The 25,470-nt window shown below is 32.0% G+C and carries 27 protein-coding genes and 1 other annotated feature; all 27 genes read left to right on the top strand.

What is annotated here, in order from left to right; translation table 11 throughout:
• The first annotated feature begins 3 nt into the window (after positions 1-3).
• The 27 genes from pnp to ACGHJ8_RS07375 all read left to right on the top strand — a co-directional run bounded on the left by pnp (position 4) and on the right by ACGHJ8_RS07375 (position 25,470).
• Positions 4-2,142, top strand: a complete 2,139-nt coding sequence (gene pnp / locus ACGHJ8_RS07505; RefSeq protein WP_390539634.1) for a polyribonucleotide nucleotidyltransferase — start codon at positions 4-6, stop codon at positions 2,140-2,142.
• The gene (locus ACGHJ8_RS07500; protein ID WP_087357489.1) at positions 2,135-2,689 is read left to right on the top strand and encodes a nucleoside triphosphate pyrophosphatase; all 555 of its coding nucleotides are present in this window, start codon (positions 2,135-2,137) and stop codon (positions 2,687-2,689) included. Before pnp ends, ACGHJ8_RS07500 begins: the two co-directional genes overlap by 8 nt.
• A gap of 113 nt (positions 2,690-2,802) precedes the next feature.
• Complete coding sequence (locus tag ACGHJ8_RS07495) at positions 2,803-3,921, top strand: 6-phosphofructokinase (protein WP_087357488.1); 1,119 nt, start codon at positions 2,803-2,805, stop codon at positions 3,919-3,921.
• A gap of 130 nt (positions 3,922-4,051) precedes the next feature.
• Positions 4,052-4,975, top strand: a complete 924-nt coding sequence (locus tag ACGHJ8_RS07490) for a hypothetical protein (RefSeq protein ID WP_390539631.1) — start codon at positions 4,052-4,054, stop codon at positions 4,973-4,975.
• Between the two features lie 65 nt (positions 4,976-5,040).
• Positions 5,041-6,321: a trigger factor gene (tig, locus tag ACGHJ8_RS07485; RefSeq protein ID WP_390539629.1), complete on the top strand. Its 1,281-nt coding sequence runs from the start codon at positions 5,041-5,043 to the stop codon at positions 6,319-6,321.
• A gap of 94 nt (positions 6,322-6,415) precedes the next feature.
• The gene (gene lon, locus ACGHJ8_RS07480; RefSeq protein WP_390539626.1) at positions 6,416-8,743 is read left to right on the top strand and encodes an endopeptidase La; all 2,328 of its coding nucleotides are present in this window, start codon (positions 6,416-6,418) and stop codon (positions 8,741-8,743) included.
• 42 nt (positions 8,744-8,785) lie between these two features.
• The gene (gene yihA, locus ACGHJ8_RS07475) at positions 8,786-9,391 is read left to right on the top strand and encodes a ribosome biogenesis GTP-binding protein YihA/YsxC (protein ID WP_087357484.1); all 606 of its coding nucleotides are present in this window, start codon (positions 8,786-8,788) and stop codon (positions 9,389-9,391) included.
• Positions 9,392-9,487: 96 nt separating this feature from the next.
• Positions 9,488-9,796 carry a PTS sugar transporter subunit IIB gene (locus ACGHJ8_RS07470; RefSeq protein ID WP_390539623.1) on the top strand — a complete coding sequence of 103 codons (309 nt, stop codon included), beginning with the start codon at positions 9,488-9,490 and terminating at the stop codon, positions 9,794-9,796.
• A gap of 79 nt (positions 9,797-9,875) precedes the next feature.
• Complete coding sequence (locus ACGHJ8_RS07465) at positions 9,876-10,550, top strand: LysM peptidoglycan-binding domain-containing protein (protein WP_205088806.1); 675 nt, start codon at positions 9,876-9,878, stop codon at positions 10,548-10,550.
• Entirely contained in the window at positions 10,547-11,452 is a 906-nt protein-coding gene (locus tag ACGHJ8_RS07460; protein ID WP_390539621.1) for a hypothetical protein, read from the top strand. Before ACGHJ8_RS07465 ends, ACGHJ8_RS07460 begins: the two co-directional genes overlap by 4 nt.
• A 30-nt stretch (positions 11,453-11,482) precedes the next feature.
• Positions 11,483-11,687 (top strand) — a binding site (T-box leader).
• 32 nt (positions 11,688-11,719) lie between these two features.
• On the top strand, positions 11,720-12,406 hold the full coding sequence (locus ACGHJ8_RS07455; RefSeq protein WP_087357480.1) for a DUF4375 domain-containing protein: 687 nt from the start codon (positions 11,720-11,722) through the stop codon (positions 12,404-12,406).
• Complete coding sequence (locus ACGHJ8_RS07450) at positions 12,378-14,999, top strand: valine--tRNA ligase (protein ID WP_087357479.1); 2,622 nt, start codon at positions 12,378-12,380, stop codon at positions 14,997-14,999. Before ACGHJ8_RS07455 ends, ACGHJ8_RS07450 begins: the two co-directional genes overlap by 29 nt.
• A gap of 105 nt (positions 15,000-15,104) precedes the next feature.
• On the top strand, positions 15,105-15,269 hold the full coding sequence (locus tag ACGHJ8_RS07445) for a hypothetical protein (protein ID WP_164483534.1): 165 nt from the start codon (positions 15,105-15,107) through the stop codon (positions 15,267-15,269).
• 68 nt (positions 15,270-15,337) lie between these two features.
• Positions 15,338-15,694, top strand: coding sequence for a hypothetical protein (locus ACGHJ8_RS07440; RefSeq protein WP_390539619.1), 357 nt, complete (start codon positions 15,338-15,340; stop codon positions 15,692-15,694).
• The gene (gene radC, locus ACGHJ8_RS07435) at positions 15,691-16,371 is read left to right on the top strand and encodes a DNA repair protein RadC (protein ID WP_087357477.1); all 681 of its coding nucleotides are present in this window, start codon (positions 15,691-15,693) and stop codon (positions 16,369-16,371) included. The genes ACGHJ8_RS07440 and radC overlap by 4 nt, the downstream gene beginning before the upstream one ends.
• An 84-nt stretch (positions 16,372-16,455) precedes the next feature.
• Positions 16,456-17,322, top strand: coding sequence for a rod shape-determining protein MreC (mreC, locus tag ACGHJ8_RS07430; RefSeq protein WP_390539616.1), 867 nt, complete (start codon positions 16,456-16,458; stop codon positions 17,320-17,322).
• Positions 17,319-17,843, top strand: coding sequence for a hypothetical protein (locus tag ACGHJ8_RS07425; RefSeq protein WP_087357475.1), 525 nt, complete (start codon positions 17,319-17,321; stop codon positions 17,841-17,843). The genes mreC and ACGHJ8_RS07425 overlap by 4 nt, the downstream gene beginning before the upstream one ends.
• Entirely contained in the window at positions 17,843-18,433 is a 591-nt protein-coding gene (locus ACGHJ8_RS07420; RefSeq protein ID WP_390539614.1) for a hypothetical protein, read from the top strand. Before ACGHJ8_RS07425 ends, ACGHJ8_RS07420 begins: the two co-directional genes overlap by 1 nt.
• Positions 18,402-19,178, top strand: a complete 777-nt coding sequence (gene minD, locus ACGHJ8_RS07415) for a septum site-determining protein MinD (RefSeq protein ID WP_087357473.1) — start codon at positions 18,402-18,404, stop codon at positions 19,176-19,178. The genes ACGHJ8_RS07420 and minD overlap by 32 nt, the downstream gene beginning before the upstream one ends.
• A 44-nt stretch (positions 19,179-19,222) precedes the next feature.
• Positions 19,223-19,810: a M23 family metallopeptidase gene (locus ACGHJ8_RS07410; RefSeq protein ID WP_205088801.1), complete on the top strand. Its 588-nt coding sequence runs from the start codon at positions 19,223-19,225 to the stop codon at positions 19,808-19,810.
• On the top strand, positions 19,776-20,534 hold the full coding sequence (locus ACGHJ8_RS07405; RefSeq protein ID WP_211964306.1) for a site-2 protease family protein: 759 nt from the start codon (positions 19,776-19,778) through the stop codon (positions 20,532-20,534). The genes ACGHJ8_RS07410 and ACGHJ8_RS07405 overlap by 35 nt, the downstream gene beginning before the upstream one ends.
• 143 nt (positions 20,535-20,677) lie before the next feature.
• Complete coding sequence (gene rpsB, locus ACGHJ8_RS07400; RefSeq protein WP_087357470.1) at positions 20,678-21,544, top strand: 30S ribosomal protein S2; 867 nt, start codon at positions 20,678-20,680, stop codon at positions 21,542-21,544.
• 60 nt (positions 21,545-21,604) lie between these two features.
• Complete coding sequence (gene tsf, locus ACGHJ8_RS07395; protein ID WP_390539610.1) at positions 21,605-22,492, top strand: translation elongation factor Ts; 888 nt, start codon at positions 21,605-21,607, stop codon at positions 22,490-22,492.
• A gap of 63 nt (positions 22,493-22,555) precedes the next feature.
• Complete coding sequence (gene pyrH / locus ACGHJ8_RS07390) at positions 22,556-23,284, top strand: UMP kinase (RefSeq protein ID WP_205088798.1); 729 nt, start codon at positions 22,556-22,558, stop codon at positions 23,282-23,284.
• On the top strand, positions 23,278-23,823 hold the full coding sequence (frr, locus tag ACGHJ8_RS07385) for a ribosome recycling factor (RefSeq protein ID WP_087357467.1): 546 nt from the start codon (positions 23,278-23,280) through the stop codon (positions 23,821-23,823). The genes pyrH and frr overlap by 7 nt, the downstream gene beginning before the upstream one ends.
• Positions 23,824-23,935: 112 nt before the next feature.
• Complete coding sequence (locus ACGHJ8_RS07380) at positions 23,936-24,685, top strand: isoprenyl transferase (protein ID WP_087357466.1); 750 nt, start codon at positions 23,936-23,938, stop codon at positions 24,683-24,685.
• On the top strand, positions 24,682-25,470 hold the full coding sequence (locus tag ACGHJ8_RS07375) for a phosphatidate cytidylyltransferase (RefSeq protein WP_390539607.1): 789 nt from the start codon (positions 24,682-24,684) through the stop codon (positions 25,468-25,470). The genes ACGHJ8_RS07380 and ACGHJ8_RS07375 overlap by 4 nt, the downstream gene beginning before the upstream one ends.

The following is a 25,470-nucleotide window of genomic DNA, read 5'->3' as shown; positions in this document are numbered from 1 at the left end:
AATATGTCGAAACATGTAATGAGTTTAGATTTTTATGGAAAAAAAATCACTGTTGAAACAGGGGAACTGGCTAAACAGGCTAATGGTTCGGTTTTAGTGAGATACGATGATACAGTGATTTTATCTACTGCTGTTGCGGGAAAAGAACCTAAAGATGTTGACTTTTTTCCTTTGACAGTTACATATGAAGAAAAATTATATTCTGTTGGTAAGATTCCGGGAGGTTTCTTAAAAAGAGAGGGTCGTCCTAGTGAACATGGAACTTTAACAGCACGTATGATTGATAGACCTATCAGACCTTTATTTGCTGATGGTTTTAGAAATGAAGTTCAAGTTGTGAATACAGTGTTGTCTGTTGATCAGAATGCATCACCAGAAATGGCAGCAATGTTAGGAGCGTCACTGGCATTATGTTTATCAGATATTCCATTTAATGGACCAATTGCAGGAGTTAATGTGGGATTGATTGATGGTGAATTTACAATTAATGCAGGTCCTGAAGAAATGGAAAGAAGTTTAATCAATCTTGAAGTTGCTGGAACAAAAGAAGCCATTAACATGGTTGAAGCAGATGCTAAAGAAGTGGATGAAGAAACGATGTTAAATGCTTTGATGTTTGGACATGAAGCTATTAAACAATTGATTGCTTTTGAAGAAGAAATTGTAACTTTATATGGAAAAGAAAAAATAGAAATTCCATTATTTGAGTTAGATCAAAATATTGTTGATGAAGTGACAGCTCTTGCTAAAGAAAGAATGATTTCTGCTGTGTCTATTCCTGGTAAACTGGAAAGATATGCAGCGATTGATACGATTAATGAAGAAGTTGTTGCTTTATTTGAGGCTAGAGAATATGCTGATTTAAAAGAACAGGAAGCTGTTTTAAAACAAGTCAAAATTGTTTTACATGATTTAGAAAAAGATGAAGTCAGAAGATTGATTACAGAAGATAAAGTACGTCCAGATGGTAGACGTATTGATGAAGTGCGTCCTTTAGATGCTCAAGTAGATTTGTTGCCTAGAGTACATGGTTCAGCTTTATTTACTCGTGGAGAAACACAGGTATTATCTGTTTGTACATTAGGGGCTTTAGGAGAACATCAAAAAATTGATGGATTAGGACTAGAAGATCAAAAACGTTTCATGCACCACTATAATTTCCCACCATATTCGGTTGGAGAAACAGGAAGAATGGGAGCGCCGGGTCGTCGCGAAATTGGTCATGGAGCTTTAGGTGAAAGAGCTTTAGCTCAAGTCATTCCTAATGAAGAAGAATTCCCATATACTATCCGTGTTGTTTCAGAAGTACTGGAATCTAATGGTTCATCATCACAGGCTTCTATTTGTGCATCTTCGATGGCATTGATGGCAGCTGGGGTACCTATCAGCAATCCTGTCAGCGGTGTCGCTATGGGACTTGTAAAAAAAGGTGATGATTATACAATTTTAACTGATATTCAAGGTATGGAAGATCATCTGGGAGATATGGATTTTAAAGTTGCTGGAACAAAAAATGGAATCTGTGCTTTGCAGATGGATATCAAAATTGATGGAATTACTAAAGAAATTTTACAGGAAGCTTTAGCACAAGCAAAAGTAGGACGTCAACAAATTATGGATTGTATGATGTCAGCTATCAATGAACCAAGAGATCATTTGAGTCCTTATGCTCCAAAAGTTTATATGATGAAGATTGAACCAGATCAAATTAAAGATGTTATTGGAACTGGTGGAAAAACAATTAATGAAATTATTGAAAAATCAAATGATGTCAAAATTGATATTGAACAAGATGGTCGTGTTACTATTTACCATTATGACCAAGAAGCTATTGAAACTGCTGCAAAACTGATTGAAAACATTGTGAGAAAAGCTCAAGTGGGTGAAATTTACGATGGAAAAGTTGTACGTGTAGAAGATAAGTATGCATTTGTAGAATTATTTGAAGGAACAAATGGATTCTTACATGTGGGTGATATTGCTCATGAACGTATTCATAAGGCTTCAGATGTTTTAAAATTAGGGGATATCATTAAGGTAAAAGTCACAAAGATTACAGATAAGGGTGTTAATGTTTCAAGAAAAGCATTATTGCCTAAACCAATTCATAAAGAAGAAAAGAAAGATAAAGAACATGACTAAAAAAATTATTTTAGCAAGTACTTCTCCCCGTAGAAAGGAATTGCTAGAAAGAGAAGGCATTGACTTTTTAGTCGATGCTTCTTTTGTTGATGAAACACTTAATGAATCATTACCTATTGAAAAAAGACTTTGTGATTTAGCACAAAGAAAAGCATTTCCTATTCATCAAAAATATCCCGATGATATTGTCATTGGGGCAGATACTATTGTTTATTTTGAAGATGAAGTTATTGGAAAAGCTCAAGATGAAAGGATGGCTAGACATATTTTAGAACGTCTTTCTCATCAAAAACATCTTGTTTATACAGCTGTCGCCATTTACATTGGACATGATATAAAAACATTTTGTGAAAAAACAGAAGTTTATTTTCGTGATATCAGCTCATTGATTCCCGATTATCTTGCTTCAAAGGAGTGGGTTGGCAAAGCTGGTGCCTATGGGATTCAAGGTAAGGCAGATTGTTTTGTTGATCATATTGTTGGTGATTTAGATAATGTGATTGGCCTGCCTGTAACAAAAGTTATGGAATGTTTACATCAAAAATAGCATTTCTATCTTTTGTTTTTATGAAAAAATTGTAAACGTATTCATTTTTTGTTGTTTTCTGTGTTGATTTTTATTATAATGAAGAATGGAAAATAAATGTGGAGGATATTGATATGGAAAAGAAAGTAAAAAGAATTGCATTGCTTTCTGGTGGTGGCGACTGTCCAGGATTAAATGCTGTGATTAGAACAATTACAAAGACAGCTATTCGTAAATATGGTTGGGAAGTTATTGGTTATGTTTATGGATATCGTGGTTTATATAACAATAATTATATTGAATTAACAGAAGAAAAAGTAGAAAGCATTTATAAAGAAGGGGGAACAATTCTTTATAGTTCTAACAAAGACAACCTTTTTGATTATTTAGTTGATGATGGAAAAGGTGGAAAAGTAAAAAAAGATGTGAGTGATGTCGGTGTTGAGAACTTGAAAAAAGCCGGTGTTGATGTGCTTGTTGTTTTAGGAGGAGATGGAACTTTAACGAGTGCCAGAGATTTTTCAAGAAAAGGTGTTCAAGTGATTGGAGTTCCTAAAACAATGGATAATGATTTATCAAGTACAGATTTAACTTATGGTTTCATTAGTGCTATGAGTGTTGGAACAGAATTCATTGATCGTTTACAGACAACAGCGAAATCACATCATCGTGTGATTTGTTGTGAATTAATGGGTAGAGATGCTGGATGGATTGCCTTATATTCTGGATTGGCTGGAAATGCTGGAGTATGTCTGATTCCTGAAATTCCTTTTACAATTGAAAACATTGCAAAACATATCGCAAAACGTGATGAACAAGGGTTACCATATACAGTTATTGCTGTAGCTGAAGGTGCTAAATATGCAGATGGTACAAAAGTCATTGGTAAAATTGTAGAAGATTCACCTGATCCAGTTCGTTATAGTGGTTTAGCAGCAAAAGTTGCTGATGATTTGGAAAAAGTGATTCCTAATCATGAAGTTCGTTCTGTAAATCCAGGACATATTATTCGTGGTGGAGATATTAGTCCATATGATAGAATTCTGTCTATTCGCTTTGGTGTAAAAGCCTGTGAATTGATTGATGAGGGATTATTTGGCAATGTCGTCACACTTCATGGGGAACAAATGGATTATACGTCTTTAGAGGAAGTTATTGGTGATGCTAAATTTGGTAAACAAAAACGTGTTGATCCAAATGGTGAATTGGTTCGTGCTGCTAAAGCAATTGGTGTTTGCTTTGGAGATGAATAAAAGAAAACTGTTATGCATGTTGATGTATAACAGTTTTTTAAAGAAAATAAAGCAAAACATATAAAAATGATTTGCTTAAATACAAGAACTTTGATAGAATATCACGTACAAGTCAAAAGGGGTGAACAAAATGATTGAAGAATTAATTGAAAACGGTGAATATCTTCAAGCCTTAAAACATCTTCATGATATGAATGATGAAACAACAAGATATTTAAGACTTGTATGCCTTATTGGACTTGGTGAATATGAGAAAGCCAGAGTGGAAGGTATCCATGCAAAATCCTTAGCAAAAGAAACTTATTATGATGTGGTATCAATGTATATCATGGCATTAAAGGAATTAGGATGTTATGAAGAAGCAATTGATCTTTTAATTGAAGAATTATCTATGCCTTATATTCCTTATCAGTATGAAAATTTATTTAATACGGCTTATGATGAAATTCTATTAGAAAAGAAAGAAGCAAGATATGAAGTAGAAAGTCAAAATCAAATCTTTTCGGTGGAAGAAATTGAACAGTTATTAAATAAAAAAGATTGCAATGAAGATTTGTTATATATGGCGATTGATCAGTTACAGCAATTAAATGTACGTATGCTGATTCCAACGATAAGAGAATATCTTATTGACCCTCATAAACATTTCTTTGCAAAAACATTGTTGATTGAAATCATGATTAATCAACAGGTTGATGAAGAAATGGAAGTAGAGAAGTTTGGGCAATATTATTCTTTTAATTCTAGTTATATGCCACTGGTTTTAGAACAACTTGCCTATCAAGGTATTTTGAAATATTTAGAAAATGCTTTGGAAAGTGAAAACCCATCACTTTTTGAACAATGTCAAGAATATCTGGAATATTTATTGTATTCATTTTATCCACAGGAAATTGATGAGATGGATTTCAATGTCTGGGCGGCTGCTATACATTATTATGTTGCGACATTGCTTTCAATAGATGTTGACTTGTCAGAATTAGAAATTTTATATTATTGTGATTTAGAAGCAATCGAAGAACAAATTTTAGCACTCAAGCAAGTTGAGTGTTAAAAAGAGTTGCATTATAGGATTGTTTCATGTATAATAAGCGTGTTGAAATAATGGAGGAAGTATAAATGGAAACAGTTTGTAATAAACTTGAAAAATCAATGATGGAAGTCAAAGTCACTTTCACAACTGAAGAATGGAAAAAAGCACAAGAAAAAGCTTTAGACAAATTAGCTAAAAATGTCAAAATGGATGGTTTTAGAAAAGGACATGTACCTAAACAAATGATTAAAGCCAGACTTGGTAAAGGAGCTATTTTAGAAGAAGCAACTGATATGATTTTACAACAAAACTACTCAGGTATTTTATTGGATAATGATATTCATCCAGTAGGGCAACCTGAAGTTAAAATTGATGAAATCTCAGAAGAAGTACTTAAATTAACAGTTACTGCACCAGTTGCACCAGAAGTGAAATTAGGTCAGTATAAAGGGTTAGAAGTGAAAAAGACTCAAGTGAAAGTCACAAAGAAAGAAATTGAAGCTGAATTAAAGAATTATCAAAATCAATTTGCTGAATTAGTGATTAAAGAAGAAGGTCAAGTAGAAAACGGTGATACTGCTGTGATCGATTTTGAAGGATTTAAAGATGGTGTAGCTTTTGAAGGTGGAAAAGGTGAAAATCATCCACTGGAAATTGGTTCAGGATCTTTTATCCCAGGTTTTGAAGAACAATTAATTGGAATGGGAATTGGAGAAGAAAAAGAAATCGAAGTCACTTTCCCAGAAAATTATCAAATGGCTGATTTGGCAGGACAAAAAGCAACTTTTAAAGTGAAAGTTCATGAAATTAAATCTAAAGTTTTACCAGAAATTGATGATGAATTAGCAAAAGATGTTAATGTTGATGGTGTTGAAACATTGGCTGATCTTGAAACTTATACAAAAGAACAAATCAAAAATAGAAAACAAAGTGAAGCTGAAGCTAAATTTAGTGATGATATTTTCAATGCTGTGATTGAAAATACACCACTTGAAGTTCCTGATGCAATGATTGAATCTGAAATTGATTTGATGTTAAGAGAAGTTGAACAAAATTTATCTCAACAAGGTTTAACAATGGATTTATTCCAACAGTTAACTGGAAAAACACTTGATGATATGAAAGCTGAAATGAGAGAACAAGCTGAAAAGCGTGTAAAATTTAATTTAATTTTATCTGAAATCGTTAAAGCAGAAAATATCGAAGTCAGTGATGATGAAGTTGATGAAGAAGTAAAAGAAATTGCTACTTATTATGGTAGAGAATTCGATGAAGTGAAAAAGCTTTTTGAAGGACAGTTGGGACAAATTAAAAATGATTTAGCAACTCGTAAAGCTGTTCAATTGATTAAAGATAATGTAAAATAAGACGCTTCAAGCGTCTTGTTTTATTAAGACATATGAATAGACAAGCGACTCATTATTCTATATAATAATGAAGATACAAAGGAGGTCATGAATTATGGATGAATTAGATATTGTTGTTGATTTACCCGTCATTTGTACCAGAGGGATGGTTGTTTTTCCATCTCATGAAATTTCTTTAGATGTAGGAAGAAGTTTTAGTCTGAAAGCAATTGAATTAAGTGTGAATGAATTTGATGAAAATGTTGTATTTATTTCTCAAAAAAATCCACTTGATGAAAATACAGATTTTGATCATGTTTATCATTATGGAACATTATGTAAGATTAAAAGAAGAATTAAAAGAGATAATCATGGAACAATTAAATTGACTGTTGAAGGTCAAAAAAGAGTTGAAATCTTAAATCTTGAAGAAAGCGATGGTTGTCTTTTTGCGAAAACAAAATATCTTGAAGATATTCATGGAGATCGTGCTGAAGAAATTGCTTTGGTTAGAAAAATTACTGATCAAATGCAGACAATGCATAAAAATCTTCAAGTTTTTCCACGTGAAGTCTTTGCCAGCTTATCTCAAGGGATGAGTGCCAGTGCATTGGCTGATACGATTGGACAATATATTAATGTTGAATTAAAGACAAAACAACAAATTTTATCTGAATGTGATATTAATAAACGTTTATTGTTGGTTCTTGCCAGTATGGAAGAAGAAAAAACAATTAACGAAATCGAAGAAAAAATTAATATCAAGGTCAAAGAAAGTATTGATGAAAATCAAAGAGAATATTATTTAAGAGAAAAACTTCGTGCGATTAAAGAAGAACTTGGGGATACGCCAAGTAAAGAAGATGATACGGATTATATTCGTGAAGAAATTCAAAATCAACCTTATCCTCAACATATTAAAGATAAGATTGAAGAAGAATTAAAACGTTATGATATGATGCCACCTGCTTCTTCAGAAGCAAATGTTGTCAGAACTTATATTGATTGGGTGATGAAAACACCTTGGTATCAGGAAACTGAAGATACACAGGATATCAATGAAGTTGAAAGAATTCTTAATGAAGATCATTTTGGATTAGAAAAACCAAAAGAAAGAATTGTTGAACATTTAGCTGTTAAACAAATGACACAGTCTTTAAATGCGCCAATTATTTGTTTAGTTGGTCCACCAGGTGTTGGTAAAACTTCTATTTCTAAATCTATTGCCAGAGCTTTAGGAAGAAAATTTGTAAAGGCTTCTTTAGGTGGTGTAAGAGATGAAGCTGAAATTAGAGGACATCGTAGAACTTATTTAGGTTCTATGCCAGGAAGAATTATTCAAGGTATGAAAAAAGCAGGTGTTATTAATCCTGTCTTCCTGTTAGATGAAATAGATAAGATGTCTAGTGATTATAAGGGTGATCCGACAAGTGCAATGCTGGAAGTTCTTGATCCAGAACAAAATCAGTTTTTCTCTGATAACTATTTAGAAGAACCTTATGATTTATCAAAAGTATTATTTATTGCGACAGCGAACGATTTGGGAAGCATTCCAGATCCATTAAGAGATAGATTAGAAATTATTGAAATTTCTTCTTATACAGAACAGGAAAAATTAGAAATTGCGAAAAGACATTTATTGAAAAAAGAACTCGCTGTTCATGGTTTAAAACCAGAACAATTACAAGTAAGTGATGAAGCAATGATGTATGTGATTCGTCATTATACACGTGAAGCGGGAGTTAGACAGTTAGAAAGACTGATTGCCAAAATCTGTCGTAAAGCTGTTTTGAAAATACTGAAAGATCAGTCTTTAGTATTGTCTTTAAATGTTGAAGATTTAGAAGAATATCTTGGTAAAGCTCCATTTGAACATACTAAAAAATTAGATAAACCTCAAGTTGGTGTAGTGACTGGAATGGCATATACACAATATGGTGGAGATATTTTACCGATTGAAGTCAATCACTTTGCAGGTAGTGGGAAATTTATTATTACCGGTCAATTAGGTGATGTGATGAAAGAATCAGCATCTATTGCCTTAGATTATATGAAAGCTAATTCACAAAAATATGGATTAGAAAATATTGAATTTGATAAACAGGATATTCATATTCATGTTCCAGAAGGGGCAGTGAAAAAAGATGGGCCAAGTGCTGGTGTCACATTAACAACTGCAATTTTATCGGCTTTCAGTAATCGTCCAGTTCGAGATGATGTTGCTATGACGGGCGAAATTACATTGAGAGGTCAAGTCCTTCCTATAGGCGGTTTGAAGGAAAAATCTATTTCTGCACATCGCAGTGGTATTCGTACAATTATCATTCCTAAAGATAATGAAAAAGATATTGATGATATTCCTCAATCTGTTCAAAATGATTTAAATATTATATTAGCAGATAATATTGATACTGTTTTGGAAAATGCTTTAGTGAAACAATAAAGCTGCTGATTTATCAGTGGCTTTTTTTGAAAGGAGAAAACTATGTATAAAGTGAATAAAGCACAGTTTTTGCTTTGTGCCGCATGGAAATCACAGTGGCCTGATCATGATTTACCTGAAATATGTCTGGCTGGGCGTAGTAATGTAGGAAAATCAAGTTTGATTAATACACTCACAAATCATCAAAAACTGGCCAAAGTATCGGGAACACCCGGAAAAACACGAACATTAAACTTTTTTAACATTAATGATGAAGTTTGTCTTGTAGATGTGCCTGGTTATGGTTATGCAAAGGTAAGTGATGCTATTAAAGAAAGCTTTGCTGATATGATTGATACGTATTTGAGAGATCGAGAATTATTAAGAGGTTTGATTTTAATTGTTGACTATCGTCATAAACCAACACGTGATGATATTCAAATGTATCAATATGCTAAATATTATCAAATACCAGTCATCGTTGTTGCTACAAAAGAAGATAAGTTAAAACGCAATGATTTAAAGAAAAATGAAAAACGTATCAAAGAAACTTTAGATTTTCAAAAAGGAGATATGTTTGTTCGTTTCTCTAGTTTGAATAAAGTGGGTATTGATGAATTATGGCAGGATATTTTTAAGCTTTGTGATAATCATGATGAAATAAAATAAATATGATAAATGAAGAAAGCTTTGACGACTTAAGTCAAACCAACTCTTAACAAATGAAAATAATTTATGTATAATAATTACGAGGAGGGGAAGAAAATGATACATATTATGTTATGCTGTGCTTCTGGTATGTCAACAAGCTTGCTTGTAGAGAAAATGATTAAAGCGGCATCAGAACAAGGTATTGAAGCTGATATATGGGCTGTTGGAGCAAATGAAGTGAAAGCCAATGCTACAAAAGCAGATATTATTTTATTAGGGCCACAAGTTCGTTATGCTCAACGTAAGATTGAAGCTGAAGCACCGGGTGTACCTGTTGCTCATATAGATATGAAAGATTATGGAATGATGAATGGAAAATCTGTTTTAAAACAGGCATTAGAACTTATTCAAACGAAGAAGTAGATGTTAAAGTCTACTTTTTTTATTGAAAGAATGTTCATATTCTTTCAATAAAAGCATACAGTTTGTTAGGAGGGATTGTATGCAGAAAATTTATTTTAAGAAAAAGGTTGATTTAAATCATCAATTAAATGAGTTGATTTCTATATCTGTTGATGAATCTATACGTTATAAAATGGAAACAGATGGGATGCGTGCGATTGGCAGTATCATGATTAATGGTGAATATAAAGATAGACAGGAAAAACATCAGTTTCATGAAACGATAGATTTAGATATTTTTGCTTTATTTGAGAAAATTACTGATAAGAGAGATTTTCATGTGAAAGTTGAGGATTTTGATTATCACTTGGTTGATGGAAATTTATCACTCGTGATTCAAGCTTGTGTCTATGGAGTTCTTGATGATGAAGATCGTGTTGTTGATACCGTTGAACAAGATCATGATATGGATTCAGCAGAAGAAATTGAAAAGTTATTGAGAGAAGAAGAAAAAATTGTAGATGTTATAGATAAGCAGGAATCAGCTGTCAATGACTCAGTCATTTCAGAAAAACCAAAAGAAGTACCTGTTTTAGAAGAAAACGATGATCTGGAGGAAGATCTGGGAACATATTATTTTTATGTTGTTCAAGATGGTGATAGTTATGAAACAATCGCCAGACATTATCAAATAGATGAATATGCTTTAAAATCTTATAATCATGAACGTTCTTTGACGTCAGGAACGATTGTGATTATACCTTATGTGATATGAAAGATGTTATTTTAAAAAATTATGATTTTCATGTGATTGGTGAAATTAAGTTAAGCAGCCATGTTTTTAAACTGAAGTGTCATGAAGGTTATTTCGTAGTGAAAATCACATCTCAAAAATCTTTACAAAACATGTATGATTTAGTGGAAACATTAAATTTATCATGTTTTGTTCATATTATACCTAATCTTCATCATGAATATTTAACTATTTATCAGCATCAATATCTTTATTTAATGCCTTTTATTGAAAGCGGATCACAACATCTTAAGGAAATGAAGATTCAATTTTATTTTGAAACATTAGCTTATTTACATGAACATAGTTTTTATGATATGAAAGTGAATCAGCAATATTTTCACACTCTTGAAAAGGATATCTTAAAGGTCATCAATGAACGTTTTCAATATTATGAAAAAATGATAGAAAGCTATGAAAATGAAGTCTACCGTTCACCAAGTCAATGGATGCTGGTTATGAATTATTATCGTATATATGAAGCTTTAGCTTTGGCAAAGCAATATCTATCGCAGTATATGAATTGTATTCAAGAATGTCATTCTATTCGTATATGTCTGACTTATAAAAATTTTGATTATCAGCATATTTCACTAAAACATAAATGTTTGATTTCATTGGATTATATGGAAATGGATTTACCTATTTACGATATATTTGATATGTATCAAAAAATACCAGATATTCTTTTTGATTTAGATTGTTTAAGTCAATCTTATTTAAAAAAATTTGAACTAAGAAAAGAAGAAAAACTTTTGCTTTGTTGTTTAATGAATATTGTACCTATTATTCAATTTGAACATGATGAGATTGATAATATCATTAAATTGTCACGTTTATTATATTATTTAGATTCTGTTCATCATTTTATTACACAGTTATAATTGACTTTCATAATGAGGTTTGTTAGAATATAGTAGACGTTGATGAGGAGGAGTACATTTTGTATTCTGATAGAGAATCTCTGGGTGGTGGAAAGAGATAGAAGAAGAAATGGAAGGTAGCCTTTGAGTCTGTTTTCTGAAAGAGGAGTAGGTAAACACGTAGAACTGCGTTAAAGTTTTGAGGTATACGATCAGTATATAAATTAAGGTGGTACCACGAACATTCGTCCTTATACGAATGTTCTTTTTTATTGAAGGAGGAGAAAAATGGCAAATTATATTATATGGGGATTATTTATTGCAGCTTTGATTTTTTTAGGTTATTTCTTTATGAAAAGAATTAATGAAGGAAAGGCACAACGTCAAAAAGCATTACTGGAATATGAGGAAAAGAAAGAAAAATATTCATATTTAAGACCGGGAGTCTTAGATGTATGTCCTAGAGAAGATGTGACAGCAGCTGCTTTGTTTCATTGTATGAGAAAAGAAAATGATGATTTTGAACATTATTTTGAACAAATGAACGAAAGTGAAAAAACAGTTTATGGCATTTATATGATTACAACATCTTTAGAAGGTCGTAATGCATCATTACATAGTTTCTTTTTAAGTCCTGCCAGTCAACCATTTGTGCCAATGATCGTAGATATATTTGAAAAAATTGGAGCACATGAATTGGCTGATTTAATGAAGGCAGCAAGACGTTTTGCTGAAATTATTGAAAATGACGAAGATGATGATGAAGATGATCCAGAAATGGGAGATTATTCACGCTATAATTTTACTGACTTTACCAATGAGTTTATTACTCTTGTCAGCACAACAAATGTCAATGAAAAATTAACGCAATATGTTTTAGATCATAAGGAAGATTTCTATGATTATGAAATACCAGAAGAAGATTTGAAAGAGGGAGTTGAAAATAATGAAGAAAGAATTAGCGACGAAATATGATCATAAAGCCGTTGAAGAAGGGAAATATCGCACATGGTTAGATCATCACTATTTTGAAGCTGGAGACACTTCTAAAAAACCATATAGTATTGTTATTCCACCACCAAATGTAACAGGAAAACTTCACTTGGGACATGCTTGGGATACAACTTTACAAGACATGATTATTCGTTATAAAAGAATGCAAGGCTATGATGCTTTGTGGTTACCGGGAATGGATCATGCGGGGATTGCAACACAGGCTAAAGTGGAAGCACGTCTAAGAGAAGACGGAATTTCTCGTTATGATTTAGGACGTGAAAAATTTCTAGAAAAAGCATGGTCTTGGAAAGAAGAATATGCTTCTATTATTCGTAGTCAATGGGAAAAATTAGGTCTTTCTCTTGATTACACAAAAGAACGTTTCACATTAGATGAAGGATTAAGTGAAGCAGTCAAAACTGTTTTTGTAACACTTTATAAAAAAGGTTATATTTATCAAGGAGAACGTATTATTAACTGGGATCCAGTACAACGCACGGCTTTATCTAATATTGAAGTTATTCATAAAGAAATTGAAGGACATATGTATTATTTCAATTACGAAGTTGTGGAAACAGGTGAAAATCTAGTTATCGCAACAACACGTCCAGAAACAATGTTTGCCGATCAGGCTATCTTTGTTCATCCTGATGATACAAGATATCAGCATCTGGTTGGAAAACATGCTATTAACCCGGCTAATGGTGAAGCCTTACCAATTATGGCAGATAGTTATATTGATATGAGCTTTGGAACAGCTGTTATGAAATGTACACCTGCGCATGATCCTAATGACTTTGCTCTTGCTAAAAAATATCAATTAGCAATGCCTAAATGTATGAATGATGATGGCACAATGAATGAATTATGTGGACCTTATCAGGGAATGGATCGTTTTGAATGTCGTGAAGCTCTAGTTCACGATTTTGAATCAAGAGGTGTCGTTGATCATATTGAAAAACATATGCATCAAGTAGGGCATTCTGAAAGAAGTCATGCTATTGTAGAACCTTATTTATCTAAGCAATGGTTTGTAAAAATGAAACCATTAGCGAATGCAGCCTTAGAAAATCAGATGAAAGATTCTAAAGTTTCATTCGTGCCACCACGTTTTGAAAAGACTTTTAAACAATGGATGGAAAATATTGAAGACTGGTGTATTTCACGTCAATTATGGTGGGGACATCAAATTCCTGCATGGTATCATAAAGAAACAGGAGAAATTTATGTAGGAAAAGAGCCACCACAAGACATTGAAAACTGGAAACAGGATGAAGATGTGCTTGATACATGGTTTTCAAGTGCATTATGGCCTTTTTCAACAATGGGATGGCCAAATACAGAAAGTGAACTTTATCAACGTTATTTTCCAACAGATACATTGGTAACAGGTTATGATATCATCTTTTTCTGGGTTTCTCGAATGATTTTCCAGTCATTAGAATTTACAGGACAAAGACCATTTCAAAATGTTTTGATTCATGGTTTGATTCGTGATGAACAGGGTAGAAAGATGTCTAAATCTTTAGGTAATGGTGTTGACCCAATGGATGTTATTGATCAATATGGAGCGGATACTTTACGTTTCTTTTTAACAACTAATTCTGCACCGGGTATGGATTTAAGATATATTCCAGAAAAACTAGATGCGGCATGGAATTTCATCAATAAAATATGGAATAGTGCTCGATTTGTTTTAATGAATATTGATGATGATATGTCTTATCAGAATTTATCTTTTGACCATTTGAATTTGGCTGATCAATGGATTTTAAATCGTTTAAACGAAGTTATTACTTCAGTTGATGAGAATATGGATAAGTTTGAATTTGTTAATGTTGGTAGTGAATTGTATAACTTTATCTGGGATGATTTTTGTTCATGGTATATTGAATTATCAAAAGTTCATTTAAACAGTGATGATGAAATAGAAAAGAAAGCAACCCAAAATACACTGGTTTATGTATTAAACGCAATAGTTAGATTATTACATCCATTCATGCCTTTTGTAACAGAAGAAATTTATTTATCAATTCCTCATTTACAGCCATCTATCTGTATTGCAAAATGGCCAACAGTTAATCCGGATTTCAATAATGAAATAATTCAAGATCAGTTTGTTTATTTGATTGATATTATTAAAGGGATTAGAAATTTAAGAGCCCAATATGTTATAAAAAATGCTATTGAAATTGCTTATTCAATTCAAACACAGGATAACCAGCTTGAAAATTTATTGGAAAATCTTTCTCCATATATTTATAAGTTATGTCATGCACGTTGTTTTGGATATAATGTTGAAACATCTTCAAATGTAGCAACAGAAATGATTAAAGGTGGAAATGCATTGATTATTGAACTAGGTGATTATATTGATTTAGAAGCTGAAAAGAAAAAAATGGAAGATGAAATTAAAAAGCTTGAAAATGAAATCAAGCGTTGTGAATCCATGCTTTCTAATCCTAACTTTGTTTCTAAGGCACCTGCTCAAAAAGTTGAACAGGAAAAACAGAAACTGGCTGATTATCAATCAAAATTTAATACAATGAAAGATAAATTAAATCAAATGTAAAGTGAAATTGAAAAAAATTTCACTTTTTTTCATTTTTAAGAAGAAAAATGCGAAAAAAATGTATATATAAATAATAGGGAGCTACTGATGAAAGGAAGGGTCAACATGAAAGAGTTAACATTACAGCAACAATGTGAAATTCAAGGAGGAAGTCTTATTGCGACAGCTTTACTTTATTTAATTTTAGGAGCTGCAGCCTATAAGATCATTAAATCTAAAAAGGGAAGAATTTCAATACCAAGACTCATCAGTATTGAATGGCGTGATTGATGATATGAAAGGCTTTAAGCCTTTCATATTTTTATGCATGAAAGCATATAATAGAAGGGGTGATGAAAATGAAGTTTGAATGGAAAGTTGTTATCATGGCTTTGATTTGCTCATTGGCTTTTATGCTGATCTTTACATATGGATGTTCTTTAGGACAAAAAACATTATATGCCTATCAAGTAGGGATTTATAAAGAAGCAGACAATAAAGATCAAAAATTAAAAGAACTCAAAGACATGGGTATTAAAGGCTATACTTATATGAAAAATGATCAATATTATGTTTTATCTATGATTAGTGAACAAAAAGAAGACATTGAAAAACATGCCACACAAGTAAAAGGAATTATGAAAACTTATACAGTTCCTTCATCTACGACAACTCAAATGCTTTTAGATAATTTATCTCAAGGTGATGTGTCATGATCAAAACTTTACCATTAGAAGAAAATCCGAGAGAAAAAGCGTTAACTTATGGTATAGAAAATTTGAGTAATGTAGAATTATTGGCTTTGATTTTAAGGACCGGACATAAAAGTGAATCAGTTATTCAGCTTTCACAACGTCTTTTAAAACAAATTGGTGGCTTTGCTCAATTAAGTAATGTGACCTATGCCGATTTAACAGCTTTAAAGGGAATTAAACAGGCAAAAGCGATTGAAATATTAAGTATTATAGAAATTGCTAAGAGATTAAAAGATGTTTCTACAATGGAAAAATCTCTTTTGAATCCTTTGGATATTTTTGAAAGAGTGCATAATCAGCTAATGTTTTTAAAACAGGAACATTTTTTGTTGTTATGCTTAGATAATAAAAATAAAGTGATTAAAGAAAAAACTATTTTTATTGGTTCATTAAATATGAGTGTTGTCACACCTAGAGAAGTTTTTAAAGAAGCAATAGCTGTTAATAGTGCCAAAATTGTCTTGATTCATAATCATCCTAGTGGGGATGCATTGCCTAGTGAAGAAGATGTTTTATTAACCAGTCAGTTTCAAAAACTTGGAGAAATGATGGCAATTGAAGTGATGGATCATATTATTGTTGGCTGGAATCAGTTTTATAGTATACAAGCTAAACAGTTGTTTTTTTATCATGAATGATGTGAAAATATAGGAATTTGATAAAAGATTTTTTATGAATTGCTTTTTTTATATGGAGATATTATAATGTATGAATGACAAGAGGTGATATTTTTGTATAGAAAAGGCAATAAATGGACGAAACAGAAAAAAAGAATTGTTATTGCCACTGTTATCCTTGTTTTATTTTCTGTGATAACATTGGTGACAAGTCGTTCGGCTTCAGGAATAGAAATTATATTTAAAGATACTATAGCAAATCTGGAGTATTATATCATTAAAGCTCCTATTCAATATGTAACTGGTCTGTTTGAAGAATATAATGATTTAAAAGATGTTTATGAAGAAAATGCGAAATTAAAGGAACAGTTAGATAATCTAGCTCGAGAAAGTGCTATGAATGAGGTTCTTACTAATGAATTAAACGATTTAAAAGAAATCATGGATATTAAATATTTACCAACTGAATATCAAGTGAAATATACGAATGTTATTGCTAGGGATGCACAAAACTGGAATAATCAGGTAACCATTAATCTTGGTAAGATTTCTGGGGTACAGGAAGGAATGGCCGTTATAAACGCCCAGGGAATGATTGGAACGATTACTAATGTGAGTGAAATTTCTGCGACAGTTTCATTATTATCAAGTGAAACTGCCAAATCTCAATTGCCAGTCATGATTATAAGTGGCGAAGATGAATACTATGGATTATTGAATCGTTATGATATTAATACACATAAATATTCTATTACTTTATTAAGTGATGTTGAAAAAATTGAAAAAAATGCGAAAGTTGTAACGAGTGGCTTAGGTGGCGTTGGAAAAAGTCCAAAGGGCATTTTAGTGGGTACTGTTGAAAATTATACAAGTGGTGATGATGCCACAGAATCAGTTTGTGATGTAACGCCAAGTGTTGATTTTAATGAATTAAATGATGTAGCTGTAGTACAAAGGGTGAATACGCAATGAGAAAACGTGTTCAGGATAGTTATCTGGTCAAATGCTTTTTAGTGGTGTTCCTTTGTTTTGTTGTCGATAGTACAATTCATTATTTTTTACCCTATAATTTTACGAAAACAAGTATAACAATTACACCATGTCTTGGTTTAATGATGTTTGCTTTGCTTGTTAGAACCATTGAAGCAGGAGCAGAACGTTACTTTTTTGCAACTCTATGCAGTGTTTATTATTCTATTGTTTATGCTAACTCTTTAGCCATATATATCCTTATTTATTGTTTAATCGCCTTTGTTCGTTCTTATCTTTTTAAATTAGACACTTTAAATATCATTGAATCAATCATATTTTGTATTTTGACAATATTCGCTCAAGAATGTATTGTATATTGGTTGATGTGGATTACCAACATGACAAGATATCCAATGGTTTCATTTGTTGTGATGCAATTGTTACCAACGTTATTGTTTAATGGAATCTTGTCTATTGGGGTTTACTGGATTTACAATAAAGTGAAAATTGAGGTGGAATAATGAATATTGAAGTCAAAGGAATTAATGGCAGACTTATTATGAAAGTACAGAAAAACTGTTCTTTTGATCAGTTTTTAGAAGATTTAGATCAGCTTTTGGATCAACCTCTATTTATACAGGAGGGTTATTATCCAAGAGCTTTTTTTGATTTTGGTTGTCGAGAAGTGTCTAATGATGAGTTAGGACAATTATTGATGTTGTTAAATCAAAAAGAGCGAATCTTATTTGATGGAATGACACTTTTACAACAACCTCATCGTGTTCAAATCAGAAAAGAACAGTTGCATAATGGTGAAGAAATGGTAATTGATTATGAAACATTATTTTTAGGTATCGTGAATACAGGGAGCTATGTTTATTGTTATCAGGATGTTTATTTTTTAAATACAGTCAAAGGAACAATTGTCGCAATGAATGAAGATGTCAAAATATATGGTCATGATTTCCAAAAAGCACAAATTATAATAAATCAACAGTGCTTACATGATTTGACAACTTCTGCACTCACAAGCATCTATTATAAAGATAATCAGATTATTTTGGCTAAGGAGGAAAAATATGTGTCGAACAATTGTGATTACGTCGGGTAAAGGTGGCGTTGGGAAAAGCAGCGTGACTATTAATTTGGGTTATGCTTTGGCTCATACAAATAAAAAAGTCTGTTTAATAGATGCTGATTTTGGATTAAAAAACTTAGATGTTATGCTGGGATTAGAAAATCGTGTCATTTATGATCTTAAAGATGTGATTTCTAATAAATGTTCTCTCCAGCAAATTCTTGTCAAAGATAAACGTATGCCTTCGTTGTATCTCTTACCAGCATGTAAAGCACTATCTTTTGAAAACTTGAATCTTGACTATATGATTAAAGTCGTTGAACAGTTGAAAAAGGATTTTGATTATATTTTGATTGATAGTCCTGCAGGGATTGAAAAAGGATTTCAATATGCCAGTGGTTTATCAAAGGAAGCCATTGTTGTAGTGAATCTAGATATAGTTTCTCTAAGAGATGCTGATCGTGTTGTTGGTTTACTTTTAAAGCAGGGTGTGGATCAGTTACATATGCTTGTCAATAAATATAATGAAACAGATGTTTTCAAAGGACGTTGCCCTTCATTAAAAGAAGCTTATGATATTTTGTCTATTCCTTTAATTGGTATCGTTTTTGATGAACATGATATGATTGAAGCGAATAATAAGGGAATACCAATTTATATGAATAAAAAAGAAAATCTTTATCGTTGTTTTGATCGTATTGTCAAACGTCTGGAAGGACAGGAAGTTCCATTTCAAAAAAATAAACGAAAAGCTTTATTAGAACGTCTTTTTGGATAATATTTTTATAATCTTTTTCATAAGTTAAAATGAGGTGAAAACTTGTGAATGATATTGATGACATCAAAAGACGAATAGAAAAAAGAAAGGCTCGTCGTCACCCTGTATTGACTGACCATCATTTTACCAAAATATATAATGGAATGATTAAGGCAATGGTTGCTTTACTTGTAGGTATTGCGATTTGTGCCTATGTTAAGGTGAGTCCTCATGGTGACTATATAAGAGATTACGTTTTAAATGATTTGCAGTTTTCTCAAGTGACCAAATGGTTTAATCAACACTTCCTATCTTTTCAAAATCAGGATTCATCAATGACTGTTTCTTCAACTGTGAGTTACACGCATGTTAAAGATAATTATTATAAAAGTCAAACAAATGAAGTGTTGAATTTTGCAACAGGGCGTGTGATTTATGTTGGGAAACAAAATCTACTTGGAAACTATGTGACGGTTCTTTTGGAAAATAATGTCGAAGTGACTTTTGGAAATATGCAGGATGTTTTTGTAGGCTTATATGATCAAGTTGAAGAAGCTACAATTTTAGGAACATATGACAATCAGGTTATGATTATTTTTACACAAGGTGAACAGGAAATTGATTATTCAACATTTGAAGAACTTATATCTTAAAGTTTCTATTCATCCTCTAACACTCCTTTATTTTGTCTTTGCATGGCTGGGAGGCTATTTGAAATGGTATCTTTCTACACTGGGAATTGTCTGTTTGCATGAAATATGTCATCTTTTGATGGCATATTATTTTCGTTTTCAAATTCAAAAAATTGAAATTTTACCTTTTGGTGCTTATTTGTATTTAGAAGATTTTTATTTTCAGCCCATTTGGAAAGAAATGTGTGTTGTTCTTGCTGGACCATGTAGTCATTTGTTTATTTATGCAGGAATTCAAATGTTAAGTCATGGTGTTTATCAGGACTTTTTATTAACAATGAATATGTTTGTTTTGTGTTTTAATCTTTTACCTATCTATCCTTTGGACGGTGGTAGATTTCTAAGCTTGCTTTTACAAAGTATTATAGATTTAAAGAAAGCATTATTAACAACATTAAAAATATCTATCTTTGTTTATTGTTTACTCTTTCTTTTTTATTTACAGACAAATACACTGATTATTATAGGATATCTGTTTTATCAGCTGGTTTGTTATTATCGGTTTATTTATGTGTATTTAAGAACATATTATGGGATGATTCCTTCTTTTTTAAATAAGTGTCCACCCATTGTTCATCAGCGTTTGATTTATCGTAGAGGGTTTCATAATTATTATCTGATGGAAGGAAAAATAAAAGATGAAAAAGAAATGGTTGAGATTCTTTTAAAAAATATAAAAAAATAGGAAAGTATCTTGTTTTTTTTGATGTGTTATGGTATTATACTACGGGTATTAGAAATACACACATTGTGAATTCATGAACCGAGTGCCGATTGGTGGTTTGTGTTAGAAACAATGGAGGAAAAAACGAAAAGGAGGAAGTTACAATGGCAGTAATTTCAATGAAAAAATTATTAGAAGTTGGTGTTCATTTTGGACATCAGACAAAAAGATGGAATCCAAAAATGGCTCCATACATTTTCACAGCAAGAAATGGTATCTATATCATTGATTTAAAGAAATCATCTGATAAAATTGATGAAGCTTATGCAGCTTTAATGGATATCGTTGCGAAAGGTGGAAAAGTTTTATTTGTAGGAACAAAAAAACAGGCTCAAGAAGCTGTTCAAACTGAAGCTGAAAGATCTGGAAGTTTCTATGTGAATTCTCGTTGGTTAGGTGGAACATTAACTAACTTTAAAACAATTCAAAAGAGAATTAGAAGATTAAAAGAATTAGAAAAAATGGAAGAAGATGGAACTTTAGAATTATTTACAAAGAAAGAAGCAGTTCTTCTTATGAAAGAAAAAGCTAAGTTAGAAAAGAACTTAGGTGGTATCAAAGAAATGAGAAGATTACCAAATGCTTTATTTGTTGTTGATCCTAAAGTTGAACACAATGCAGTTGCAGAAGCAAGAATCTTAGGTATTCCTGTGTTTGGTATTGTTGATACAAACTGTGATCCTGATGAAGTGGATTATGTGATCCCAGCTAATGATGATGCTATTAGAGCTGTTAAATTAATTGTTGCTGCTATGGCTGATGCTGTATGTGAAGCAAAAGATGAACCAGTCACAGTTGCTTATGTGAAAGATGAAGATGATAAAGAAGTATCTATGAATGATGCTGTCGCTTCTGTAGAAGAAAATAAACAAAAAGGACCTAGATATAAAAATGCTGGACGTCCTAGAAATAACAAAAATGCTGAAGTAAGCAAACCAGCTGAAGTTAAAGAAGAAAAAACTGAAGCATAATGAATAAGAGGGGAAGCTTATGCTTTCCTTTTTTTATAAAAAATGATGGAGGAGAAAAAAATGGCTATTAGTGCAAAATTAGTAAAAGAATTACGTGAAAAAACTGGTGCTGGAATGATGGATTGTAAAAAGGCACTTGAAGCTTGTGATGGTGATTTAGAGGCTTCTTTTGACTGGTTAAGAGAAAAAGGAATTGCAAAAGCTGCAAAAAAAGCAGATCGTATTGCTGCTGAAGGTTTAACAGCATTTGTCGTAGATGGAAATGCTGCAGCAATTGTTGAAGTGAACTCTGAAACAGATTTCGTTGCTAAAAATGCTGAGTTCCAGGAATTAGTTGCTTTAACAGCAAAAGCAATTGTTACTGCAAAACCTCAAGATGTTGAAGCTGCTTTACAGTTAGATGTTGATGGTAAAGATTTAGGAACTGTTATTGCTGAAAAGAGTGGTAAAATTGGTGAAAAATTAAGCTTAAGAAGATTTGCAGTGATGACAAAAAATGATGATGAAATCTTTGGTGCTTATTCACATATGGGTGGAAAAATGTGTGCTTTAGTAAAAGCTGCAGGTATTGATGAAGTGAAAGCAAAAGATATTGCTATGCAAGTTGCTGCAATTGCTCCTCAATATATTGATAGAACAGCGATTCCTGCTGAAATTTTAGATCATGAAAGAACTGTTTTAAAAGCTCAAGCTATGGAAGAAAATGCAAAGAGTGCAAAACCAAAACCAGAAAATATCATTGAAAAAATGATTGAAGGTCGTTTAAATAAAAATTTAAAAGAAATGTGCTTAGTAGATCAAGCATTCATTAAAGATTCTGATCAAACAGTAGCTCAATACTTAGGAAACGGAAAAGTTTTAGAAATGGTACGTTTTGAAGTTGGAGAAGGAATGGAAAAACGTGAAGAAAACTTTGCCGAAGAAGTTGCTGCTCAAATGAGAGGATAATTGAAATTTATAGAGAGGACACACTTATTGTGCCCTTTTCTTGTAAAATGGAGGAGAGATCATATGAAGTACAAAAGAGTTTTATTAAAATTAAGTGGAGAAGCATTGGCTGGTGAACAGGGATTTGGTATCAATCCTGTAGTTGTGGCTGATGTTGCCAGACAGATCAAAGATGCGAAAGATTTAGGTGTTGAAATTGCTATTGTCTGTGGTGGTGGAAACATCTGGCGTGGAAAAACAGGCAGTGACATGGGTATGGAAAGAGCAGCAGCTGACTATATGGGTATGTTAGCGACTGTGATGAACGGTATGGCTTTACAAAATGCATTAGAGGCGATTGGTTTAGATACTCGATTATTATCAGCTATTGATATGAAAGAAGTGGCAGAACCTTATATTAGAAGAAGGGCTGTTCGTCATTTGGAAAAAAATCGTATTGTCATTTTTGGAGCAGGAACAGGAAGTCCATTCTTTACTACTGATACAACAGCGGCTTTACGTGCTGCAGAAATGAATGCAGATGTTATTTTAATGGCTAAAAATGGTGTTGATGGTGTTTATTCTGCTGACCCAAAAGTTGATCCTAATGCTAAAAAATATGATCATATCACTTATTTAGATGTTTTAAATGAAGATTTACATATTATGGACCAGACAGCTATTACATTATGTAAGGATAATGGTATTGATCTTTGTGTATTTAATATGCAGGAAGATGGTAATATTGCTCGTGCATGTAATGGCGAATCTATAGGTACAATTATTTCGAAAGGAGGGAATGAAACATGTTAGATCTTATTTTAGAAGAAACAAAAGAAAAAATGGAAAAATCAATTGAAGCTTTTAAACATGAACTTTCTTCTGTAAGAACAGGTCGTGCAAATCCAACGATGCTTGATAGAGTGAAAGTGAATTATTGGGGTGAAATGACACCTTTAAATCAAACAGCTGGTATTTCTGTTGTTGAAGGACGTCAATTGGTTATTAAGCCTTATGATCGCAACAGTTTAAAAGATATTGAACATGCCATCTATGAAGCTAATCTTGGTTTAACACCTCAAAATGATGGAGAAATCATACGTATCAATGTTCCAGCATTAACAGAGGAAACAAGAAAAGAGTATGTCAAACAAGCAAAAAAATATGCTGAAGAAGCAAAAGTTGCTTTACGTAATATTCGTAGAAGTGCTAATGATGATGTTGAAAAGGCTGAATTAACTGAAGATGAAGTAAAACTTGGTAAAGAAAAAGTTCAAAAATTAACTGATCAATATGTCAAAATCATTGATCAATTAACAAAAGAAAAAGAAAATGATTTAATGACTGTCTAGTTTCTTTTGACTCTTGCATAAAGCAGGAGTTTTTTTGTTGAATATTTTTTGATAAGAGTTCGCATGTTGCTTTCTTTTATGTTATAATACAAAAAGGTTATGAGGTGACAGTATGTTTTTTAAGAAAAAAAGAGAAATAGAATATGATTTAGATATGAACAATATTCCTCAACACATTGCTTTTATAATGGATGGCAATGGTCGCTGGGCTAAAAAAAGAAAGATGCCACGTACGTATGGTCATCATGAAGGAACAAAAACAATACGAACTTTGGCTTTAGAAGCCAATCGTTTAGGTGTAAAAGCAATGACAGTTTATGCTTTTTCTACAGAAAATTTTAAACGAGAAGCAAGTGAAGTGGATTATATTTTTAAATTGCCTAAAGAATTTTTTCAATTATATTTAAAAGAATTGATGGATAATGATGTTTCGATTCGTTATATTGGACATTTGGAAATGGCACCTTTAGAAACAAGACGTATTATTGAAGAAGCTGTATCACAGACATCACGTAATCATGGTTTGATTTTAACTTTTGCTTTTATTTATGGTGGGCGTGATGAGATTGTTGAAGCAACGAAAATCATTTGTGAAGAATATAAACATGGTCAGATTTCATTAGATGATATTAATGAAGATTATTTTGAAAAGCATTTAATGACAAAAGATTTACCACCAGTTGATTTGATGGTAAGAAGCAGTGGAGAAAAACGTCTTTCTAATTTTCTGCTTTGGCAATTGGCTTATGCTGAATTTGTTTTTGATGATACATTATGGCCTGATTTTGATGAAGAAAGGCTACATTATGCAATTGCTGTATATCAAGGTAGAGAAAGAAGATTTGGAGGTGTCGTCAAATGAAAACACGCATTATCACAGGATTGATACTTTTAGCAGTCATTCTGCCATGTGTTATTCTAGGTGGAATAGCTTTTAAAATTTTACTGGGTATTGTTGCAGGGATTGCTGTTTTTGAAATGCTTTCTATCTGTAATCGTCCTCGTGCTCATTTTTATCTTTATCCTATTGTTGGATTGTTTGTGTTTTATTCATTATTTTTTGATCAGTCATTGTTGATTTCAAGTGAAATCATGATTTTATACATGATTGTATTGATGGCCTGTAGTATGTTTGATGATGGTATCAATTTTTTGAGATTAAGTTATTATTTTACAGCAGGTGTTTTAATTGGTATGGGATTACATATGCTTTATCAATTGCGTTTAACATATGGCTTTGATTATATTTTAATTCTGGCTTTGGCTACTTTTGGAACGGATACAGGGGCATATTTTACGGGGATGTGTTTAGGAAGACATAAGTTGAATCCTCGTCTTTCTCCTAAAAAAACCATTGAAGGTTCAATTGGTGGAATCATTTTAGGAACGGTTCTTTCTGGCGCTTATGGCGCATATATTCAAATAGATATGCCGTTAGTGTGGTTTATTGTCATGTGCCTCATTTTAACAATAACAAGTCAGATAGGAGATTTAACATTTAGTAGTATGAAACGAATATTTGAAGTGAAAGATTTTTCTCAATTGTTACCAGGACATGGTGGAATCTTGGATCGCTTTGATTCGATTTTATTTAATGCAATGGTTTTTGGTATTTTACTTCATTTTATAACAATGGTGGTGGCTTAG

Source organism: Massiliimicrobium timonense (assembly GCF_042850985.1).
Taxonomy (GTDB): Bacteria; Bacillota_I; Bacilli_A; order Erysipelotrichales; family Coprobacillaceae; genus Allocoprobacillus.
The sequence above is the reverse complement of the archived record's forward strand: the minus strand, read 5'-3'. Positions and strand labels throughout refer to the sequence as shown.

Coding starts and splice junctions, on each gene's coding strand:
- frr (WP_087357467.1), top strand. CDS start 23,278: ATGTTAGATCTTATTTTAGAAGAAACAAAAGAAAAAATGGAAAAATCA.
- ACGHJ8_RS07375 (WP_390539607.1), top strand. CDS start 24,682: ATGAAAACACGCATTATCACAGGATTGATACTTTTAGCAGTCATTCTG.
- minD (WP_087357473.1), top strand. CDS start 18,402: ATGTGTCGAACAATTGTGATTACGTCGGGTAAAGGTGGCGTTGGGAAA.
- ACGHJ8_RS07495 (WP_087357488.1), top strand. CDS start 2,803: ATGGAAAAGAAAGTAAAAAGAATTGCATTGCTTTCTGGTGGTGGCGAC.
- ACGHJ8_RS07490 (WP_390539631.1), top strand. CDS start 4,052: ATGATTGAAGAATTAATTGAAAACGGTGAATATCTTCAAGCCTTAAAA.
- tsf (WP_390539610.1), top strand. CDS start 21,605: ATGGCTATTAGTGCAAAATTAGTAAAAGAATTACGTGAAAAAACTGGT.
- ACGHJ8_RS07470 (WP_390539623.1), top strand. CDS start 9,488: ATGATACATATTATGTTATGCTGTGCTTCTGGTATGTCAACAAGCTTG.
- ACGHJ8_RS07460 (WP_390539621.1), top strand. CDS start 10,547: ATGAAAGATGTTATTTTAAAAAATTATGATTTTCATGTGATTGGTGAA.
- ACGHJ8_RS07450 (WP_087357479.1), top strand. CDS start 12,378: ATGAAGAAAGAATTAGCGACGAAATATGATCATAAAGCCGTTGAAGAA.
- ACGHJ8_RS07420 (WP_390539614.1), top strand. CDS start 17,843: ATGAATATTGAAGTCAAAGGAATTAATGGCAGACTTATTATGAAAGTA.
- pnp (WP_390539634.1), top strand. CDS start 4: ATGTCGAAACATGTAATGAGTTTAGATTTTTATGGAAAAAAAATCACT.
- radC (WP_087357477.1), top strand. CDS start 15,691: ATGATCAAAACTTTACCATTAGAAGAAAATCCGAGAGAAAAAGCGTTA.
- ACGHJ8_RS07440 (WP_390539619.1), top strand. CDS start 15,338: ATGAAGTTTGAATGGAAAGTTGTTATCATGGCTTTGATTTGCTCATTG.
- tig (WP_390539629.1), top strand. CDS start 5,041: ATGGAAACAGTTTGTAATAAACTTGAAAAATCAATGATGGAAGTCAAA.
- yihA (WP_087357484.1), top strand. CDS start 8,786: ATGTATAAAGTGAATAAAGCACAGTTTTTGCTTTGTGCCGCATGGAAA.
- ACGHJ8_RS07425 (WP_087357475.1), top strand. CDS start 17,319: ATGAGAAAACGTGTTCAGGATAGTTATCTGGTCAAATGCTTTTTAGTG.
- rpsB (WP_087357470.1), top strand. CDS start 20,678: ATGGCAGTAATTTCAATGAAAAAATTATTAGAAGTTGGTGTTCATTTT.
- ACGHJ8_RS07455 (WP_087357480.1), top strand. CDS start 11,720: ATGGCAAATTATATTATATGGGGATTATTTATTGCAGCTTTGATTTTT.
- ACGHJ8_RS07380 (WP_087357466.1), top strand. CDS start 23,936: ATGTTTTTTAAGAAAAAAAGAGAAATAGAATATGATTTAGATATGAAC.
- lon (WP_390539626.1), top strand. CDS start 6,416: ATGGATGAATTAGATATTGTTGTTGATTTACCCGTCATTTGTACCAGA.
- ACGHJ8_RS07500 (WP_087357489.1), top strand. CDS start 2,135: ATGACTAAAAAAATTATTTTAGCAAGTACTTCTCCCCGTAGAAAGGAA.
- ACGHJ8_RS07445 (WP_164483534.1), top strand. CDS start 15,105: ATGAAAGAGTTAACATTACAGCAACAATGTGAAATTCAAGGAGGAAGT.
- ACGHJ8_RS07465 (WP_205088806.1), top strand. CDS start 9,876: ATGCAGAAAATTTATTTTAAGAAAAAGGTTGATTTAAATCATCAATTA.
- pyrH (WP_205088798.1), top strand. CDS start 22,556: ATGAAGTACAAAAGAGTTTTATTAAAATTAAGTGGAGAAGCATTGGCT.